The organism is Marinobacter sp. AN1 (genome assembly GCF_026013985.1).
In the GTDB taxonomy this organism is placed as follows: domain Bacteria; phylum Pseudomonadota; class Gammaproteobacteria; order Pseudomonadales; family Oleiphilaceae; genus Marinobacter; species Marinobacter segnicrescens.
This window is the reverse complement of the sequence record NZ_CP110342.1, coordinates 1,762,994-1,783,288: the sequence shown is the minus strand read 5'-3', so window position 1 is coordinate 1,783,288 and position 20,295 is coordinate 1,762,994. Positions and strand designations below refer to the sequence as shown.

The window sequence follows — 20,295 nt, the reverse complement described above, 5'->3', positions numbered from 1 at the left end:
TTAGCCGGCTGCCCTTGAAAAAATCAAGCAGGCCCGATACTTGATGGTTGCAGAGTTACAAACAAGTGCTGTTGTAACGCAGTATCACTGCAACACCAACGCGCTATAAACGCTCATCGGGGGTATCAACGACCCCTGAAATACTGAGAGAAACCAGGGAGAACGACCTCATGGCTTTTGAACTTCCCGCACTTCCATATGCCAAGAACGCACTGGAACCGCACATCTCCGAAGAAACTCTGGAATACCATTACGGCAAGCACCACAACACCTACGTCACCAAGCTCAATGGCCTGGTTGAAGGTACTGATGATGCCAACAAGTCCCTGGAAGACATCATCAAGAGCGCCAGCGGCCCGCTGTTCAATAACGCCGCTCAGGTCTGGAACCATACCTTCTACTGGCACTGCCTGAGCCCCAACGGCGGTGGTGAGCCCACCGGAGCAGCCAAGGAAGCTATCGAGAAAGCTTTTGGCTCCTTCGAAGACTTCAAGAAAGAGTTTAACGACAAGGCCGCCAACAACTTCGGTTCAGGCTGGACCTGGCTGGTAAAGAAGGCCGACGGCTCAGTAGCCATCGCCAACACCAGCAACGCTGAAACTCCGCTGACCGGCCCGGACAAGCCAGTCCTGACTGTGGATGTGTGGGAGCACGCCTACTACATCGACTACCGCAACAGCCGTCCCAACTACCTGGAAGCCTTCTGGAACCTGGTAAACTGGGATTTCGTGAACGAAAACCTGGCCTGATCCTGCCGTTTTCGGTATCACCGGTGCCTGACCAGCGGCACCCCGGAAAGCCCGCCACCGTGCGGGCTTTTTGTTTAAGCGACACCAGAACCGAGCATCCTGTCCCCTCCTTAACAAATTGAAACACCACCTACTGCACTATTCTGAAAAAATGGTTATCTGGTCAGTGCAAACAACGAGATCTGGTCCATACTGAATCATTAGTGTGCTGTATCAAAAAAACAACGGAACCAGGCGAACTCATCACAATGCGACAACGATGACCGAAGACTTTCAACTGGAACGACGACTCGGCTCCCGCATGCTCCGCTGGGTGCTGTCTGCTGCCATCCTGGCCGGTATCCTGCTGAGCGTGGTGCAGATAATCACTGACGCCCGCCGGGTGTCCGCGGAAGTGGACCGTCATGCCGAGCAAACGATAGAGCTTGTCCGGGATGCTGCCACCCAGGCGATCTTCAGCCTCGATGAAGCCCTGGGAAACCAGGTTGTCTCCGGGCTCTTGGGCCAGGACGAATTGCAGAAAGCGACGATCCGGCATCCGGAAGGGGAAGTACTGGCCGGTCATCAACGACCACTGAGTGAGTCCCCCTGGCGCCGCCTCACTGACTGGATCTTCGGTGAAACCCGTGTCTATACCGCAGACCTCCAACGCAGCGACCTGTCGCAGGCCATGCGCCCGGTTATCTACGGCGAACTGGAACTCACCTATGACACCGCACCTGCTGCCAAGGCCTGGGTAGAACGCTCGGCGCTGACCTTACTTGTCGGTATTATTCGCGCGATCATCGTCGGGCTGGTGCTCTTTACGGTGGTCTACTGGCTGATTACGAAACCCCTGCAGAACCTGGTCCGGTCATTGGTCCACGTTGATCCAGTACACCCGGACCGGCACTTGCTGCAACGGCCGAGAAGTCACCAGGGCGATGAACTGGACATCCTCGTGCGTGCCATCAATCACCTCCTGGTCGCCATCGAAGACACCCACCGAAAACACCAGGATGCGGAAAACAGGGCTAACAGGCTGACCCGCTACGACCAGCTAACCGGCCTGCCGAGCCGGGAAACTATCCTCTCGTCACTGACGAACGCCCTGGACGAATGCAAAAGAAACCGGGACAACCTGACGGTGTACTGCTGCGGCATCGATGATTTCAAATCCATCAACGAACAACTCGGCTATAAAACCGGCGACCAGATACTGCAGGTGCTGGCAGAGCGCCTGAACGAGCAATCCACTCACCAAAGGATACTCGCCGGCCGACTTAACGGTGACCAGTTCGTCGTCATCGCCAACCCGGTAGAAGACCAGTATGAAGCCGCCGAACTGTCTGAATGCCTGCTACAACTGTTCAGGGAGCCGATCCAGGTTAACAGCAGCACCCTCGACATCACCGCTACCATCGGTGTCGCCATGTACCCGGCCGATGCCGACGAAGCCGGCCACCTGCTGCAGCACGCTGAACACACCATGACCCTGGCCAAGGCCGAGGCAAACAATCACAGCCGCTTTTACATCGCCAGTGTCGACCAGGAAATCCGCGCCCGCAAACAACTGGAGAAAGACCTGGCCCAGGCACTTGGCCGGGGCGAATTCCACCTGGTGTACCAGCCCCAGATCAGCCTTCAGAGCAACCGCATCATCGGTGCAGAAGCACTACTCCGGTGGTCCCACCCAGACCGTGGCATGGTGCCGCCCGACCATTTCATCCCGGTGGCCGAACTCAACGGTACCATTGTTGAAATCGGGCAATGGGTACTCGACGAATCCTGCCGCCAAGCAGCTGCCTGGGCCGCCAGCGGCATGCCCCTGCGCATTGCCGTCAACCTGTCAGCGGTGCAGCTCCGCCAGCCCGACATCGTCGGCACCATCCTGGCCACCCTGGGCCGCCACGAAATTCCCCCGGGCCGGCTGGAGCTGGAAATCACCGAAACCGGTTTCATGGAAAACCTGGAAGACGCCGTCGAGAAACTTCGACAGCTCAACGGGGCCGGAATCAGCATCGCTGTAGACGACTTCGGCACCGGCTACTCGTCGCTCACCTACCTCAAGCGCATGCCGGTCCAGCATATCAAGATCGACAAACAGTTCGTCCAGGACCTGCTCACCAACGACGACGACACCCGCATCGCCAACACCATCATCGATCTTGGCAAGAGCCTCAACCTGTCGGTTATCGCTGAGGGCGTCGAAACCCACGAACAGGAATTCTACCTTCGCCAGCGCGGCTGCCAGATTGCACAGGGTTACCACTTCAGCCGCCCACTGACGCCGGAAGCTTTTCGGGAATTTGTGGCGCAATTCCACGGCAAACTTGAGGAAAACGTGGACAATCCGCAATATAACCGCTGAATCCAACCAGGAACGGACCCACTATGACCTCCACCCTCATCGGCCTCGCCGTAATCGCCGTTGTCGTTATCTACATCATCGCCATCTACAACCAGCTGGTCTCCTACCGCAACCAGTTCAAAAACGGCTTCGCCCAGATCGATGTCCAGCTACAACGTCGCCACGACCTCATCCCCAATCTCGTAGAATCAGCCAAGGCCTACATGAGCCACGAACGGGGCACCCTTACTGAAGTCATGGAAGCCCGAAATGGCGCTGTGAACGCCCAGAAGGACGCCGCGACGGATCCCGGCGAAGCGGGCAAGATGAAAAAGCTCGGCATGGCAGAAGGCCTGCTGGACAAGGCCCTGGCCAACTTCTATGCGGTGGCGGAGAACTATCCGGACCTCAAGGCCAACGAAACCGTCCAGCAACTGATGGAAGAGCTTTCCAGTACCGAAAATCGCGTTGCCTTCGCCCGCCAGGCCTATAACGACAGCGTGATGAGCTACAACATCCACCGGGAGAAGTTCCCCAACAACATCGTAGCCGGGTTGTTCTCGTTCAAGCCTACGGCGCAATTGGAGCTGGAGACCCTCGAGGCGCGGACCGCACCAAAGGTTTCGTTTTAATGGAAGCCTGCACCACAGCATGAGGACAGGGCCCCGGTATCGCTTTCCCGGACCTTCAAAAACAGGGACGTTTTTGAAGAGCCTCCATGGATGGATTCACGGCGTGTCCGGGAAAGCGATACCGGGGCCCTGGCCCGCCACCCAAGCCCGCCAGTTTGTCTTCCCCGGAATGTAAGATATGGCCAAAAAAGGATTCTTCGAACGCCAGGCCAACGCCAAACGCAATACCGCCTTACTGGTCTTCCTGTTCGCCATAGCCGTCACCCTCATCGCCCTGGCCGTCTGCGTGGTAGGCTACTTCGTCACCCGCAGCGAAACCACCAGCCTGCCCTTCCACCAGTGGCTGATGAGCTACCACGGGCTCATGACCGCCACCGTCGTCGTCCTGCTTATAACGGGCGCCTCCGCCATCCGCTGGATCGACCTGGCCGGAGGCGGGGACCGCGTCGCCAACATGGTCGGAGCAAGGCTACTCGATCCAGCCAGCCAGGACTCCGACGAACGCCGCTACCGAAACGTGGTCGAAGAAATGGCCATCGCCAGCGGCGTCCCCGTACCCCAGCTCTACGTTATGGACCACGAAACCGGCATAAACGCCTTCGTCGCCGGCTACAGCCCCAACGAAGCCGTCATGGTGGTGACTCACGGAGCCCTCACCCAACTCAGCAGGGACGAACTCCAGGGCGTTATTGGCCACGAATTCAGCCACATACTCAATGGCGACATGCGCATCAACGTCCGACTGATCGCACTGCTGGCCGGCATCCTCGCCATTGGCCAGATTGGCACCTTCCTGCTTCACAGTGCCAGTGGGCGCACCCATGTCAGCAGCTCACGCGGTCGTAATAACGGCCAGGGCGTGATACTCATCGTTGCCCTGGCACTTACAGTCATTGGCTACGTGGGGGTATTCTTCGGGCGCCTTATCCAGGCCGCCGTGTCCCGGGAACGGGAGCGACTGGCCGACGCATCGTCGGTGCAGTTCACGCGCAACCCCGAAGGCATCGGCGGAGCCCTCTACAAGATCGGGCTTACCAGTGGCTACTTCCAGAGCACCAGCCATGCCAGCGACATGAATCACATGTGCTTTGGCGAAACCACCAAAATGGCGTTCAGCAGGCTGTTGGGCTCCCACCCGCCCATCGACGAACGTATTGAAGCCATCCAACCGGGACTGATAACCCGACTCCGAAGCCGGCTTCGGGACCAGCCAGCTGAATACGGGGCCTCACAGCACGCGGAACAGGCCGCCACCCCCCGGGGCGCCAGCGGTTTTGGCGGCACAGGCACCGGTGACCACCTCAGTTCCATAACTGCCAGCGCAGGAACGGTCACTCCCGGCACCGAGCAGTACGCGAGCCAGCTCCTGGCCCGCCTCCCTGCAAACCTACGTGAACTGCTATACACCCGGGCAGGAGCCGTTCAGCTGGTATACGCACTGCTCACCCGGGACCTGCCCCAGGCATCGGCAGACGGTATGTTGAACTTCCCGGAGGAGCATCTGGTCCTGCGACCGCGCCCTGACCTGGTCGGCAAGATCATGCCCACCCTGCTCAGGGAGAGCGACGCCATACGCCTGCCGGCCCTGGAGCTGGCTATGCCGGCCCTGCGAAAGCTGGATCCGGATGAGCGCCTGGCATTGGTGAAACGGGTGGCCGAAATCGTCCAGGCGGACAGCCGGGTTACCCTGTTCGAATTTGCCCTGCACAGCTTCCTGAAACGCCATCTCGCATCCGATGCCGGCCGGGTGGTACCGGTGCGTTATCGCAACTATAAGGCGGTGGAGACGGACCTGAGCCTGCTGTTCAGCCTTATGGCCCGCGCCGGCACCTCCAATGACCAGGAAGCGAAGCAACTGCACCAGCAGGTCATCGCCAGCTTCATCAGAGGACAGCGGGGCTCAAGCCCGGTGCTTTTCCCAAGAGCCACGGTGGCATCGCTGAGTAGTTCCCTCAAACGCCTGAACCAGCTGTCACCCTTGCTGAAGCCGGCGGTCCTGGACGCCTGTGCACAGTGCGTACAGCATGACGGGCAGGTAGAAGCCAGGGAATATGAACTCCTCAGGCTTGTCGCTGACCAGCTGGACATCCCCTTACCCCTGCTGCGAGGCACACCGGCGCCAAAATCCCCCGCGCCACCCTTTGCCAGGATAAAAAAACGCCATCAGCTGAACTGATGGCGTTATCTATTTCAGATTACGATCCAGGCCTGGCGTCCGGATTCAGGAAGCCTCGTCCAGGGCGTCAACATCCTCTTCCACCATGCCCTGCTTGCCCTTGAACATACTTTCGATGGGGGGAGGGTCCTTTTCGTCCGGCAGGCCGAGCTTCTCTCGGACGCCGAGATTAATGTCCCACAAGCCCTGGTATTTCTCACCTGTGACCTCGGCAGTCTTGGCCTTGTCCAGCATGATAGTGGGTCGCAGGAACACCAGCAGGTTACGCTTCTCCCGAGTCTCAGACTCGGAGGAGAACAGCCTGCCGAGGATCGGGATATCACCCAGCAGGGGCACCTTGCTCTTGTTAACACGCAGGTTGTCGTTGATGAGGCCACCCAGCACGATGGTCTCACCATCGTCCGCCAGGACCGTCGTCTTGATTTCCCGTTTGTTGGTGACAATATCCGATGCGTTCTCCACGCTGTCAGCCACATCCTCGGTGGTCTGCTCCACTACCAGGCGCACCAGGCCATCGTCACTGATACTCGGGGTGACCTTCAGGGTCAGACCGATATCCCGGCGCTCAATAGTGGTAAACGGGTTACTCAGGCCGTCTCCGGCCGTGGCCTGCTGGCCGGTCCTGAAAGGTACGTTCTGGCCGACAATAATCTCCGATTCCTGGTTATCCAGGGTAATGATGCTGGGAGTGGACAGCAGATTGGCCGCTGCCGAGGTGGACAGTGCCTGTAACAGGACACCCCAGGTAATACCGTCACGGTCACGTTGGCCGGCACCTATGGTAATACCGCCCACCGCGGGAGTAATCACGCTGTCCGACAGAATGGCACTGATAACGTCACCAATGCTGCGCCCGACGTTATTAAAGTTACTCCCGATGACCGGTGTCGACGAGCCACCTTCATCGCCTACGGCAAATTGTACGCCCAGGTCGCTACCCAGCTGATCACTGATCTCGACAATGGCCGCTTCGATCATTACCTGGGCCCGGCGCACATCCAGCTGGGAGATAATCATCTCCGCTTCCTGCATCATGGACGGTTCGCCGCGAAGCACCAGCGCATTCAGGCCCTCATCAGCGAACACCGAGAAACCGGTACTGTTACGCCGGCGGGTATTGCCTCCGCTGCCGCCCTCGCCCTCAGCCTCACGGACCACTTCGCCCATGACCCCTTCAAGGATTTCAGTAAGGTTCTTGGCGTCACCGTGGTTGAGCCGGACAACCTTGGTGGTGCCGCCCGACGCCGACGGCTGGTCCAGCTGGCGAATCAGGTTCCGCATCTTGTCCCGGAAGTTCTTGTCTCCCCGGAGAATCAGGCGATTACTGCGCTCATCGGCAGTCACGCTGAATTTGCGGGAGGGAGATTCACCACCACCGCCAGCGCGACCAAGCTCATCCGGCGCCAGCTCCTGTAGCAGGGTCACCATATCCCCCACCCAGGCCTCTTCAAGCTGGATAACTTCCACTTCGTATTCCGCCGGGCTGTCCAGGTCGCGGACAATGTTCTCGATGCGACGAATGTTGTTCTCATGGTCGCTGACGATAAGGGCATTGGCCGCAGCCACTCCAGCCAGGTGCCCGTACTTGGCAACCAGCGGCCGAAGAATGGGTACCAGTTCAAGGGCGTTGGCGTTATTGACAGCAATAACACGGGTGACCAGTTGTTCGCTGGGCGTTTGTTCAAACCGGGTGAGGTCTTCGGCATTCTGCTTGGCATCCACCTGCTGGATAACCTTGATAACCTCTTCGCCGGGAATCGCCGTAAAGCCATGAACCTGGAGGACGGCCAGGAACAGGTCATAGATCTCGTCCTTGTTCATGGGGGCACTGGAAAGCACGGTAACCTTGCCCTTGACCCGGGGGTCGACCACAAAGCTGTAACCGGTAATGTCTGCCACCTGGGTAACAAAGGCGCGGATATCGGCGTCCTTGAGGTTAAGGCGCCAGGTGCCTTCGCTGGAGTCCTGCGCCATGGCCGTCAGTGGCAACAAAAGGGCCAGAACCAGGGCCCGCATGAGGTTTGTGGTGAGCTTAGTCATGCAATGATTGCGTCCTGTATCGGTGAAGCCTTTCGGGGCCTCTGAATCATCCTGTTTCGCCATCCGGCATCCAGGGGCCATCCAGCTTTCTGCGTATACCCGGAGACACTGCGCCCCGGCCTTGCTTAAGAAATCGCAGCCGCCCCTACTGCGGCAACGAATAGGTCACCGTGAAGCGGGCACCGTCCCGTTCCACTTCTACCTGCACCTGAGGCTCCGAGCGCAGGGTTTCCAGTAACTGGCGATCCTGTTCAAGATCGCCCAAGGGGTAACCATTGATGGCGGTAATCACGTCTCCTTCCCTGAGATTGACCGCCCGCAACATGGCGTTGGAGCCATCAAACACATACCCCTGGGAGCCGCCATCGTCCACCGGCCGAAGGCCGAATGCAAGTAACGCGTTCGCACCTTCGCTATCGAGCCGCGCCTGGGCCTGGTCAAGAAAGTCGCCTGGGGAGTCTGCGGTGCTGGCCGGCTCCTCGGAAACCAGTTCAGTCCCTTCAAAATCGTCGTCGAACGTCAGCGACTCATAGGCTCCCTGACGCCGGATCAGTATACGCCCGGGCTCTACCTCGACAAGTTCCGCATTACCTTGCAAGACGTCACCCACCCTATAATGGGCAGTAACGTTACCTCCGCTTGTGACTATAGCACCGGAGTTCTCAGGCTGCGCCGCTACCAGCACGCCTTCAAGCGACAGCCGCAAAGTGGTTTCCGGAGCACTCTCCCGCACCGACCTTGCAATCGGCTGGGTGCTGGTCGGGCGGCCGAACAGTTCGAAACTCGCCAACGGTGCGTTCACTGAAGCGCCCCCGCTAGCGGCCGGCGAGCCAGACTGATACAACGGCGCGATACCCTGTTCATTCCATAACGCCTGCCAGGTCAGCCACCCCAGGACAATGGCCAGGTATACCACCAGCCCCGCCAGCAACAGATTGGCCAGCCACCGCGGAATCCATGCCGGCACACGTGCCCGTTGCGACCGGGGCATCAGAATCGTCCTCCTGGCAGTAACGGTTGCTGGACCTGAAAAATGACATCACCCGGCTGTGCCGCGCCGGACCAGGATTGACCTGCCAAATCCACCATGCGCTTGTACACCCGGATATCCATCATTCCATTTAACGCCAGGCCGGCTTCGGCCGCCGGCTCAGCCTTGCCTTGCTCACTGACTCTGAGCAAGAGGCCGCTGGTGGAGTCTGTCAAGGTCGCCTGCATTGGGGGGAACACCGCGCTCTGGCGACGATCTCCCATGGGCCAGCTGACATTGCCACCAGGCCAGCGCGCCAGGCCGGCAGCGCTGTCCAGTCTCCTGTCAGCCATTGTCACTCGTAACCGGTCTATGACCACATCGCCTTCCAGCAGGGCACCACCGCTCTGACGAATGACGTCAGCAAACTCGGGAACATGCAGGCGGCCGGACAGATCTGCCACCAGGGACCCGGGCCAACCCAGCGTCAGGTTTCCATCTACCCTGGATGACACCGTCTCAAGGCTCAGCGCCACCGGCTGGCGCAATCCGATAACATCAGGCCAGGCTAACTGCCAGTCTACCCGGACGGGTTTGCGCTGCACGTCAACCCGGGCAGCGCCGCTCCAGAGCGTGCCGGACACCTGTTGCACAGAAATCCCCGGGGGCAGCTGGATATGAGACGACGCCTGCGCCCAGACCCAGCCTGCCGGCAGCCAGACTACCAGGGCAACGCCATAGACAAGCAGCGCCAGCAATACCAGGAGGATCACCTTGGCAGGTCTGATAAAGGATCGGTTGGATGAATCTGTCATTGTTATTCGGGCGCCACGGCGAATCCCTGTTTCCTGAATTATGGCAGCAACCTGCACCAACTTTATGACATTGATTCACAGGTTGAAGGCCACCCGGGGCATTCTACGTTAACTGCCACACGATGAGAAAACATGAAACACAAAAAAACCCCGCAGGGGAGAGTCCCATGCGGGGTTTTGGGGCAGGCACCGCCTTGTAGCTAAGCAATGCCTCAGGTGCCGGGCGGGCTGATTACATCATGCCGCCCATGCCACCCATGCCGCCCATATCCGGCATACCACCGCCGGCGCCTTCTTCCTGCGGCTCATCAGCAACCATCGCTTCGGTGGTGATGATGAGGGACGCTACGGAAGCAGCGGCCTGCAGCGCAGAGCGGGTAACCTTGGCCGGGTCCAGGATGCCCATCTCCAGCATGTCGCCGTATTCTTCAGTGGCAGCGTTGTACCCGAAGGCGCCTTCGCCGTCACGAACCTTGGCCACAACGACGGAGGACTCACCACCGGCGTTGAACACGATCTGGCGCAGCGGTGCTTCCATGGCACGACGCAGGATGTTGACACCGGCCTTCTGCTCTTCGTTAATGGCATCCACTTTCTCCAGAGCCGCGATGGCACGGATCAGGGTGACACCACCGCCAGCCACGATGCCTTCTTCAACGGCAGCGCGGGTGGAGTGCAGCGCGTCTTCAACACGGGCCTTCTTCTCTTTCATTTCCACTTCAGAACCGGCGCCTACCTTGATGACGGCAACACCGCCAGCCAGCTTGGCAACACGCTCCTGCAGCTTTTCCTTGTCGTAGTCGGAAGAGCTGTCCTCGATCTGCTTGCGGATCTGCTCAACGCGGGCGTTGATGTCCGCCTCGGCACCGGCACCGCCGATGATGGTGGTGTTTTCCTTGGTGACGTTGACACGCTTGGCAGTGCCCAGGTCGTCCAGGGTGGTGTTCTCGAGGGTCAGGCCCACTTCTTCGGAGATCACGGTACCACCGGTCAGGATAGCGATGTCCTGCAGCATTTCCTTGCGACGGTCACCAAAGCCAGGCGCCTTCACAGCGTTGACCTTAACGATGCCACGCATGTTGTTGACCACCAGGGTAGCCAGCGCTTCACCTTCGATGTCCTCTGCGATGATCTGCAGCGGCTTGCCAGCCTTGGCGACGGCTTCCAGTACCGGCAGCAGTTCGCGGATGTTGGAGATCTTCTTGTCGACCAGCAGGATGTACGGGTCTTCCAGCTCCGCGGACATGTTGTCCTGGTTGTTGATGAAGTACGGGCTCAGGAAACCACGGTCGAACTGCATACCTTCAACCACGTCCAGCTCGTCTTCCAGGCTGCGGCCTTCCTCAACGGTGATGACGCCTTCCTGACCTACACGCTCCATGGCATCCGCGATCAGCTTGCCGATGGTCTCGTCGCCGTTGGCGGAGATGGTGCCAACCTGGGCGATATTGCGGCTGTCGTTGCACGGAGTGGCCATTTCACGGATCGCCTTGACGGCTTCAGCGGCCGCCTTGTCGATGCCCCGCTTCAGGTCCATCGGGTTCATGCCGGCAGTAACGGCCTTGATACCCTCGTTGACAATGGCCTGGGCCAGAACGGTTGCAGTCGTGGTACCGTCACCGGCGTTCTCGTTGGCCTGGGAAGCGACTTCCTTCACCATCTGGGCGCCCATGTTCTCGAACTTGTCTTTCAGTTCGATTTCCTTGGCCACGGACACGCCATCCTTGGTGACATTGGGAGCACCGAAGGACTTGTCCAGAACCACGTTGCGGCCTTTCGGGCCGAGGGTTACCTTGACGGCATCTGCGAGTACGTTGACGCCTGCAACCATGCGCTTACGCGCGCTGTCACCGAATTTGACTTCTTTAGCTGCCATAGTTCTCTATTCCTGTTCGATTAAGCCAATCGTCTGAAGTGTTTAGCAAACAATCGGATTGAATGCGTGATCCGGTTTGCGGCAGGCCTCAGCCCTCAAGCACACCGTAGATTTCGTTCTCGCTCATGATCAGCAGTTCTTCACCATCGATCTTGACGGTGTTACCGGCGTACTGGCCGAAAACCACTGTGTCACCTGCCTTGACCGCCAGCGCGCGGGTCTCACCGTTCTCGAGAATACGGCCGTTACCGACAGCCACTACCTCGCCCTGAGACGGCTTTTCCTTGGCATTACCGGGCAGCACGATACCACCGGCAGTTTTCTCTTCTTCTTCCTTACGGCGTACGACAACACGGTCGTGAAGCGGACGAATTTTCATTCTCGGTTTCTCCAGTGTCAGACTGTCTTTGACAATGACGTTGCGTTAAAAGCCGGGGCAGTTAACCCTCTGTTTTGCAGATGATTATCTGCCCGCAGCGAACTTGTGAGACGTTAATGGGGGTCGCAGTTTGGTTTTCAACACCCCGGGCAAAATTTTTTTACTTTTTTTCGATGCGATCGTGGTCCCGCTCGGTCTCATCCCGGTACTCACCCTCAATGGGATCTTCCCCGCCGGGGCGACGACCAAAAGGCCCCTGCCCGCCAAAGGGATCACCGCCGCCGGAAGTAAAAAAGAAGCTGCTGCTCTGTCCACGGACCACCATGCGCTTCATGGCCTGGTGTACGAACCAGTGACGTGTGCCCGGGATCAGGCAGAGGAAACCTACGGTGTCGGTAATAAAACCCGGGGTCAGCAGCAAGGCACCGCCAACGGCAAGAATCAGGCCCTCTGCCACTTCCCTTGCCGGCAGCTCGCCACTGTTGAGACGCTGATTCGCCCGCGTCAGTGTGGCCAGCCCCTGCTGCTTGAGCAGCGCCGCGCCAATCACGGCAGTCAACAGAACCAGGCCAATTGTCGGCAGTACACCGATCATCGTGCCCACCTGAATCAACACCGCCATCTCCGCAATGGGCATTACGATGAATAGAAAGACAAATACCGGCAATCGATGCCTCCCGGGGCTCACCCCAACGATTACTTTACAGCCAGGCACAGGCGGCATGGCAATTCAACGTGATCTGGAAACCCGGGCACGGCTCATAGCCCGGACACCCGGCTTCCATTACCATCAGGGCAAAGTTGGAAACTTCAAGTTCAGGCGGACCATTACCTTATGGAACCAACCCGGGAACAGAAAATCTGGCAAGTGGTGCTGGCGATCCCGCCCGGGCACGTTGCGAGTTATGGTCAGGTGGCTGATATGGCAGGCCTGGGGCGACAGGCGCGATTTGTCGGGAAGGCATTGGGCAGGTTACCGAACGGGCATTCCGTACCCTGGTTCCGGGTGATCCGCAATACCGGCCAGATCGCCTTTCAGGAAGGCTCGGAGACCTTTGAGCGGCAGAAATCCCTGCTCGAAAACGAGGGCGTCGAGGTTATTAATGGGCGGGTGGCTATGAGCCGGTTTCGCTGGCGTCCTTGACCGGCGCCCGCTCATCCAGCCGCTGGCCGTTTTTCAGCATATACATGGACAGCAGAATCGCCGGCACACCCATGGCGCCCGCCACCAGGAAGAACTCCGCGTAGCCGAAGTCGGCGACCACGATACCGGAAAAGCCCCCCAGGAATTTGCCAGGCAGGGTCATAAGGGAGCTGAACAGGGCATACTGCGTGGCCGTGAAGGACGCACTGGTCATGCTCGACAGCCAGGCAATCAGCGCGACATTGGCGATTCCGCCACTGAGGTTGTCCGCACTGACCACTACGGCCAGGGTCACAATATCCGGCGGCATCTGGGCGAGCCAGACAAACAGCAGATTGGTTGCCGCCGTCATTACTGCGCCCAGTACAAGGATTTTCCGCACGCCGTACCGAACGACCATCACACCCCCCACCATGGAGCCGGCAATGGTCATAAAGAAGCCAAATACCTTGGTGACATCCGCCACCTCGGTCTTCGAGAAGCCCATAAAGTTCAGGTAGAACGGGTTCGCCATCACGCCCATGGCGATGTCAGAGATACGGTAGACGGCAACCGTCAGCAGGATCAGTAACGCCAGCTCCCGGTAACGCTGGAAAAAATCGAGAAACGGGCCAGCCACCGCCGCGGAGAACCAGCCCGCCAGTTTCGCCAGCCCCATGGGCAAATGGGCTCGCCGCTCGGCTTCAGCCTGTACCCGGTGGGCGATATCCGCAGCCGCTTCAAAATGATTGACCACCGGCTCCCGGACTACCAGTACCGTCAGCATCCCCACGCCCACCAGCAAGGCCATCACCTGGTAGGACACGGTCCAGGACCAGAATTCCGCCAGGTATAACGCGCCCGCACCGGCTACCAGCAAGGCCAGCCGGTAACCGAAGATGTAGGTGGATGCCAGTGCCGCCTGCAGGCGCTCCGGCGCGATTTCAATCCGGTAGGCGTCGATAGCCACATCCTGGGTCGCAGAGGAGAAGGCCACCAGTAATCCGAACAGGGCCATCATTTCCGGAGCGACCACCGGATCCACGGTGGCCATAAGGAACAGCCCTGTGGCAATGCCAGCCTGGGCAAGGAAGATCCAGCTGCGGCGCTTGCCCAGCAACCGGTCCAGCACGGGCAACCGCAGGCGGTCCACCACCGGCGCCCAGAACACTTTGATGGAATAGGTAATACCCAGCCAGCTGAAGAAGCCGATGGTGGCGGTTTCTACCCCCACATCCGCCAGCCGCGCATTCAGCGTGGAAAACACCAGCAGAAAAGGCAGGCCGGCGGAAAAACCCAGAAACAACAGGGCAATCACCTGCCAGCGGGTGAAGGTATAGACCGTTTCCTTCAGCCAGACGGAGTCCACACGGGGAAAGATGGCGAAGCTCCGGTCAGTCGCGGAAGTTGTTGAACTGCAGCGGCAGTTCCAGGTCCGAGTCTCTCAGCATGGCGATGACTTCCTGCAGGTCGTCCCGCTTCTTTCCGGTCACCCGGACCTTATCACCCTGGATGCTGGCCTGGACCTTCATTTTGGCGTCCTTGATCATCTTGACGATCTTTTTGCCCTGGTCGGTCTCGATGCCCTGGCGGAGCTTCAGGTGCTTCTTCACCAGCTTGCCGGCCTTGCTTTCACCGTCATCATCGATAGCGCGGGTATCAATGTTCCGCTTGGCAAAGGCCATACGCAGCATGTCCATCAGTTGCTCCAGCTGGAACTCCTGCTCGGCACTGATGGTGATGGTTTGGTCATCCAGCTCGATATCCGCCTCCACATTCTTGAAATCCCAGCGATTGCCCAGCTCCCGCTTGGCTTGGTCCACCGCGTTGGTGACTTCGTGCATGTCGATTTCGGAAACGATATCAAAGGAAGGCATGGTGATTTCTCCTGCAAAGAATCGCCCTCTGGTCGGGGCTGACGAATGGCCGATAGCATAGCGGCAAATGCCCGCCACATCGACCCCGCCGGGGCGCGATTACACAAGCGTTAATTCAGGAGACAGAAGCCGGAAACACGCGGTAACACACGAAAACACAAGCTCAACAGACTTCAGGCGGGCGGGACCTTATTCTGTACATGTGGATCAGGGGAATCAGGCAGTATCTCCTGGCAGTATCCACCCCCAACGGTGGAGGATCCGGGCAGTACCTCCGCCGGTATTTTGGGACATCGTTGTGTGTTGTTTCAGGCAGTTTCGAACTTTCCTTGTTTGTTGTTCTCAGGCCGGCTCCGTATGGGGTTGGCCTTTTTTCGTTCTGGCTTCCCTGTATACGAAAATGCCCGGCGGGTGCCGGGCATTCTTTACAGCTGATTCAGGCCTTAAAGCTTCCGGCCCTTGCCCGCTGCAATCCGCAACCGCAGGGCGTTCAGCTTGATAAAGCCTTCCGCATCCTTCTGGTTATAGGCGCCTTCGTCTTCCTCGAAGGTGGCGATCTTCTCGTCGAAGAGGGAGTCGTCGGACTTGCGGCCAACCACGTCCACGTTGCCCTTGTAGAGTTTCAGGCGAACGGTACCGTTGACGTACTCCTGGGTCTTGTCGATCAGTGCCTGCAGGGCTTCGCGCTCCGGTGACCACCAGTAGCCGTTGTAGATCACTTCCGCATAGCGCGGCATGATGCTGTCCTTCAGGTGGGCAACTTCACGGTCCAGGGTGATGGACTCGATAGCGCGGTGTGCCCGCAGCATGATGGTGCCGCCGGGAGTTTCGTAGCAACCGCGGGACTTCATGCCCACGTAGCGGTTCTCGACGATATCAATACGGCCGATACCGTTGCCGCCGCCTACCTTGTTCAGGTGCTCCAGTACTTCGTGGGGCTTCATGGCCTGGCCGTCGATAGCGACGATATCGCCCTTCTCGTAGGTCACTTCAATGTAGGTCGGCTGGTCCGGGGCGGCTTCCGGGGAAACGCTCCAGCGCCACATATCTTCCTCGGCTTCCGCCCAGGGGTCTTCCAGGTTGATGCCTTCGTAGGAGATGTGCAGCAGGTTGGCATCCATAGAATACGGGCTCTTGCCCTTTTTCTTCTCCACCGGGATATTGCGCTCGTCGCAGTAAGCCATCAGCTTCTCGCGGGAGTTCAGGTCCCACTCCCGCCAGGGAGCGATTACCTTCACACCGGGCTTCAGCGCATAGGCGCCCAGCTCAAAACGCACCTGGTCGTTACCCTTGCCGGTAGCGCCGTGGGAGATGGCATCAGCGCCAGTCTCGTTGGCAATCTCGATGAGGCGGCGGGCGATCAGCGGGCGGGCAATGGAGGTACCCAGCAGGTACTCGCCTTCATAAATGGTGTTGGCGCGGAACATGGGGAACACGTAGTCCCGTACGTACTCCTCTCGCAGGTCCTCGATGTAGATTTCCTTCACGCCCAGGGCCTTGGCCTTTTCACGGGCCGGCTCTACTTCCTCGCCCTGGCCGATGTCGGCGGTAAAGGTCACCACCTCACAATTGTAGGTGTCCTGCAGCCAGCGGACGATCACGGATGTATCCAGACCACCGGAATAGGCCAGCACCACCTTTTTGATATCAGACATGCCCTTGCTCCTGCGAATCACGAAAACGAAAAAACGAGGCTGCGCCCCGTCTTCTGACTCTGAAAAGAAGGCGCATATTGTACGGAAGTGCAGGAGGAATGGCTATTGGTGCAAGTCTGGCCGACCGGATGCGGAAGACCAGGTAGAGAAAAGAAGGTTTTTGCCACGGAATCCACGGAAGAACACGGAAAAAAGAGAAAACAAGGAAAAATCTTTGCCACTAAATCCACGAAATCCACGAAAGTTAAAAAATAGCTTTTCGTGGATTTCGTGGATTTAGTGGCCAGTAACTTATTGTCTTTTCGGTTTTTCTTTCCGTGTTCTCCCGTGGCTAGAACAGCGAAATCAGCCTACGGCCTGCGCCTGCTGGCTGGACACTTCCTCACGGATACCATCCCAGCCTTCCTTGACGGAACGCAGCAGGTTGGCCACTTCATCCAGCTTGGCCAGATCATTCTTTGCGCTGGCTTCCAGCAGGGTGCGCTCCATGTAGTCATAGAGGGCTTCCAGCCGCAGGGCCAGTTCGCCGCCCTTCTCGAAGTCCAGGAAGCTGCGCAGGCCGCCGACAATCTCGATGGCCTTGTTGATTAGCTGGGCCTTGGCGCTGTAATCCTTCTGCTGGATCTTCGCCTTGGCCATGTTGATGCGCTCCAGAGCCCCGTTGTACAGCAGCTGGATCAGCTTGTGGGGATCCGCATCGGTGATGCTGGTCTGGGTGTTTACGCGCTGATAGGCCTGCAAACCGTTCATAATCTACCTCTTTGTTACCGGCTTTCCGGTTGTGCCTTGTTGGCTGCCATACCCCGGTATGGCGAATTCATGTCAACGACGATCAGTTATCGCGGTTGTTATTGGGCGCCAGGGCGGCCAGCTGCTGACTGACGTAATCCCGGGTGCTGTTGAGCTGTGAAATCAGCGAGTCCGCTGAGCTGAACTGACTGACCAGCCGCTCCCGATAAGCCGCAATCCGCTCTTCCAGGCGGACCTGGCTTTCCTGGATCTGCTCCAGCTCCCGGTTCAGGCTGTCGGTGCGGGATTCGATGGCACCGCCGGCGCCCACCATACTGGTGACCAAATCGACGGTACGTTCACCCACGCCTTCCACAAAGGTGATGGAACCACGGCTGCCCGTCTGGTCACCCAGAATCCGAACCTGAAGACCGGAAGCACCGCCGTTACCGCTGCCCAGGTAAAGCACCTGACCATCGCCTTCTGCTGCCCGACCATCAATGGTGCCGGCAACGTCCAGGCCATCGGTACTGGTACTGGTACCCAGTCCGAACGTGGCTCCATCCTCCACCGACGACAGAACCACACTGGACTCGCTGCCATACTGGGAGGAGGTAAATGTCAGTTGGCCCGCACCGTCTACGCCGACCTGTACCGACGTGCCGGTGGCGTTCAGGGCATTGCTGGCATCCAGCTGAGCCTGAATCTCGTCCAGCATGCTTTGCTGGTCGGCATAAGTGCCCTGGGTCAATGCCAGGTTAACGGTAATATCGCCGTTAACCGTCAGGGCCAGCTCATCATTGGTATCGGTAATCTCAAAACTGTTCGCAAGCGCAGCGCCCCCGACAAGCTTCCCCCGGGTCGCCGCCTGGGTCACATTAATATCGTAATCGCCCGGCTCGGTATCCAGGCCGCTGCGTACGAACTCCACCTGGCTGTCGGTGGTTCGGCCCTGCTCCGCAAACAGTGCCGTGACATCGTCGGGATTGGCCTTGAGCTGCTCTTCAAACTTCGCCCGATCAAACTCGAGACCACCGGTTTCCCAGTCTGTGGTGATACCCACATCCGCCAGACTCCGCACACTGGCGTTTTCCATCCCGGGCACGACCCTCGTGAGAATACTGCGCAACTGATTCTGGATGCCGCGAACCGTGGAGTCACCGGTCAGCAGACTGCCGACCCCAGCTTCGGCGTTAAACCCGGCAAGGCTATCGATGGTCGACTGCAGGGCATTGAACTTGTCCACAAAGCCCTGAACCCGGTCCGCCACTGCGCCCAGATCCTGGGACACCTTAATCGTGGAGGTACCCTCCGCCTTGATATCAAACGTCAGGCCGTCGATAACATTTTCGAAGGTATTGGTGGAGCGAGTGACTTCAACACCGTTCACCTTCATCACCGCATCACTGGCGGCAATGGTTTCTTGCAGACCAGCACCAGTATCCAGTCCGGTGTTAAAGGCAAAACGAGAAAGGCCCTCATTGTCAGTATTGGTGCCACCGGTATCGCCGGTCACCGAGATACTGACCGCATTGGCGGTGCCTGTTTCATCGGCGGACAACACCAGCTGGTACCCCGAACCCGTATCAATCACACCGGCAGAGACACCCGCATCGGATTCGTTTATGGCATTTGCCAGGCCCTGCAAGGTGTCATTGCTGCTGTCGATCGTGATGTTGGTGATCTTGTCACCTACCGACAATTGCAGCTCGCCCTGCCCCACACTGGTGGCGTCCCGATCGGCAAACACCGTTTGGGAAGCCAGTGCCTGGGCCGAAGCCAGACTGGTCACTTCAACATTATAAGTACCCCGGCTGGCCTTGCTGGCATTCACCGACACACCGATATCTTCATTGCTGGACGAGGCGGAAAACGCCTTCAGGTTATCCGGCGAACTCAACTGACGCATGGGCAGGCGCAGCTCCGTCACGGCACTACGGAGCTTGCCATAGGCCGACAGCAGCGCTTCCGTCTGCTGGGTCTTCTGGGTCAGCCGGGTTTCCGTGGGCTTGCGCTCCGCGGCAACCAGCTGATCGACCAGGTCCGAAGTGAGAACTCCGGAACCGACGCCTAATGATGAAATTGCCATAACCATGCCTCCTCAGGGGGGCTCAATTCGCTACTGTTCAGTTTATCGGCTGCGGGCGGCAAAACTTTGCCTCATTTCGCTAAATCCCTATGCCGATTTGTAACAGCCTGTAACAACTTCTGTTTTTAGCCACGGAACCCACAGAAGAACACGGAAAGAAAAAGACTTTTGCCACTAAATCCACGAAATCCACCAAAGTTGAAAAACTAATTTTTCGTGGATTTCGTGGGTTTAGTGGCCAGTACCTCATTGTCTTTTCAGTTTTTCTTTTCGTGCTTTTCTGTGGCAAACCAATCTTTTCCACGTAATTGCTCAGGTTCGGCAGCCAGCCAGAACGCAGAACACCGCCGGACCCTCTCAGGTGCGGCGGTGCTGGATAACCGTTACTGATATCAGGCAAAAAGCGGCAAGCTTTTACACCTTGATGTTCAACAACGTCAGCGGTTCGTCCTGCTGCAAGTTCTCTGCCAACCTCATGGCAACCTCATCCGGAATCTGGCGGATAACCTCCTGGGTCTGCTGGTCCACCACCTTAACAATGGTCTGACCAGCTTCAATATCCACCTCGAACTGCAGGTCACGCTGAACGTTCTGCACGAAGTCGTTCAGCTGGGTAACAGCCTCACCCAATTGCTCACGCTGATCCTCATTGCGGGCCTGAAGCTTCTCAGCTTTAGAAGGCTCGCTGGACTGCTCGGCGGAGCGGGTTTGCGCCGTACGGCCTGCGGATGACGACGCCAGGTCGGAGGCATTCCTGCCTTCGGCCTGAGATGACGACAGTGCCTTCACCGGGGCCTGGTCGCCGGCGCGCACCAGCTTCAGGTTCGGGTTATTCAGGTTAACGTCATTCATAGCT

General features: G+C 58.4%; 17 protein-coding genes. 5 read left to right on the top strand and 12 right to left on the bottom strand.

The window, feature by feature from the left end; translation table 11 throughout:
• Positions 1-170 precede the first annotated feature (170 nt).
• From sodB to LJ360_RS08140, 4 genes are all read left to right on the top strand, one after another.
• Positions 171-749 (top strand): superoxide dismutase [Fe], encoded by a 579-nt coding sequence (gene sodB / locus LJ360_RS08155; RefSeq protein WP_091849680.1) that lies wholly within the window; start codon positions 171-173, stop codon positions 747-749.
• A 259-nt stretch (positions 750-1,008) separates the two neighbouring features.
• Positions 1,009-3,099, top strand: coding sequence for a putative bifunctional diguanylate cyclase/phosphodiesterase (locus tag LJ360_RS08150; protein WP_264995795.1), 2,091 nt, complete (start codon positions 1,009-1,011; stop codon positions 3,097-3,099).
• A 23-nt stretch (positions 3,100-3,122) separates the two neighbouring features.
• Positions 3,123-3,710 (top strand): LemA family protein, encoded by a 588-nt coding sequence (locus LJ360_RS08145; protein WP_091849676.1) that lies wholly within the window; start codon positions 3,123-3,125, stop codon positions 3,708-3,710.
• A gap of 178 nt (positions 3,711-3,888) precedes the next feature.
• Positions 3,889-5,886 carry a M48 family metallopeptidase gene (locus LJ360_RS08140; protein ID WP_264995794.1) on the top strand — a complete coding sequence of 666 codons (1,998 nt, stop codon included), beginning with the start codon at positions 3,889-3,891 and terminating at the stop codon, positions 5,884-5,886.
• A 45-nt stretch (positions 5,887-5,931) separates the two neighbouring features.
• On the opposite strand, the gene gspD is transcribed toward LJ360_RS08140, so the two are convergent.
• The 6 genes from gspD to LJ360_RS08110 form a co-directional block, all read right to left on the bottom strand.
• Positions 5,932-7,926: a type II secretion system secretin GspD gene (gene gspD / locus LJ360_RS08135; RefSeq protein ID WP_264995793.1), complete on the bottom strand. Its 1,995-nt coding sequence runs from the start codon at positions 7,924-7,926 to the stop codon at positions 5,932-5,934.
• A 145-nt stretch (positions 7,927-8,071) separates the two neighbouring features.
• Positions 8,072-8,917, bottom strand: coding sequence for a type II secretion system protein N (locus LJ360_RS08130; protein ID WP_264995792.1), 846 nt, complete (start codon positions 8,915-8,917; stop codon positions 8,072-8,074).
• Positions 8,917-9,711, bottom strand: a complete 795-nt coding sequence (gene gspN / locus LJ360_RS08125; RefSeq protein WP_264995791.1) for a type II secretion system protein N — start codon at positions 9,709-9,711, stop codon at positions 8,917-8,919. The genes LJ360_RS08130 and gspN overlap by 1 nt, the downstream gene beginning before the upstream one ends.
• 232 nt (positions 9,712-9,943) lie before the next feature.
• Positions 9,944-11,587 (bottom strand): chaperonin GroEL, encoded by a 1,644-nt coding sequence (groL, locus tag LJ360_RS08120; protein WP_091849659.1) that lies wholly within the window; start codon positions 11,585-11,587, stop codon positions 9,944-9,946.
• Positions 11,588-11,675: 88 nt separating this feature from the next.
• Positions 11,676-11,966 (bottom strand): co-chaperone GroES, encoded by a 291-nt coding sequence (groES, locus tag LJ360_RS08115; RefSeq protein WP_091849657.1) that lies wholly within the window; start codon positions 11,964-11,966, stop codon positions 11,676-11,678.
• Between the two features lie 160 nt (positions 11,967-12,126).
• Positions 12,127-12,633 carry an FxsA family protein gene (locus tag LJ360_RS08110; protein WP_091849655.1) on the bottom strand — a complete coding sequence of 169 codons (507 nt, stop codon included), beginning with the start codon at positions 12,631-12,633 and terminating at the stop codon, positions 12,127-12,129.
• 168 nt (positions 12,634-12,801) lie between these two features.
• On the opposite strand from LJ360_RS08110, the gene LJ360_RS08105 reads away from it, so the two are divergent.
• Positions 12,802-13,110, top strand: a complete 309-nt coding sequence (locus tag LJ360_RS08105) for an MGMT family protein (RefSeq protein WP_264995790.1) — start codon at positions 12,802-12,804, stop codon at positions 13,108-13,110.
• Here LJ360_RS08105 and LJ360_RS08100 read toward each other — a convergent pair.
• The 6 genes from LJ360_RS08100 to LJ360_RS08075 all read right to left on the bottom strand — a co-directional run bounded on the left by LJ360_RS08100 (position 13,082) and on the right by LJ360_RS08075 (position 20,291).
• Positions 13,082-14,458 (bottom strand): AmpG family muropeptide MFS transporter, encoded by a 1,377-nt coding sequence (locus LJ360_RS08100; protein ID WP_413774406.1) that lies wholly within the window; start codon positions 14,456-14,458, stop codon positions 13,082-13,084. The genes LJ360_RS08105 and LJ360_RS08100 overlap by 29 nt on opposite strands.
• 25 nt (positions 14,459-14,483) lie before the next feature.
• Entirely contained in the window at positions 14,484-14,966 is a 483-nt protein-coding gene (locus LJ360_RS08095; RefSeq protein ID WP_091849651.1) for a YajQ family cyclic di-GMP-binding protein, read from the bottom strand.
• Positions 14,967-15,409: 443 nt separating this feature from the next.
• Positions 15,410-16,621: an argininosuccinate synthase gene (locus LJ360_RS08090; RefSeq protein WP_264995789.1), complete on the bottom strand. Its 1,212-nt coding sequence runs from the start codon at positions 16,619-16,621 to the stop codon at positions 15,410-15,412.
• Between the two features lie 345 nt (positions 16,622-16,966).
• Positions 16,967-17,371, bottom strand: coding sequence for a flagellar export chaperone FliS (gene fliS / locus LJ360_RS08085; RefSeq protein ID WP_264995788.1), 405 nt, complete (start codon positions 17,369-17,371; stop codon positions 16,967-16,969).
• An 82-nt stretch (positions 17,372-17,453) separates the two neighbouring features.
• On the bottom strand, positions 17,454-19,445 hold the full coding sequence (fliD, locus tag LJ360_RS08080; RefSeq protein WP_264995787.1) for a flagellar filament capping protein FliD: 1,992 nt from the start codon (positions 19,443-19,445) through the stop codon (positions 17,454-17,456).
• Between the two features lie 408 nt (positions 19,446-19,853).
• Positions 19,854-20,291 (bottom strand): flagellar protein FlaG, encoded by a 438-nt coding sequence (locus LJ360_RS08075; protein ID WP_264995786.1) that lies wholly within the window; start codon positions 20,289-20,291, stop codon positions 19,854-19,856.
• Positions 20,292-20,295: the final 4 nt, after the last annotated feature.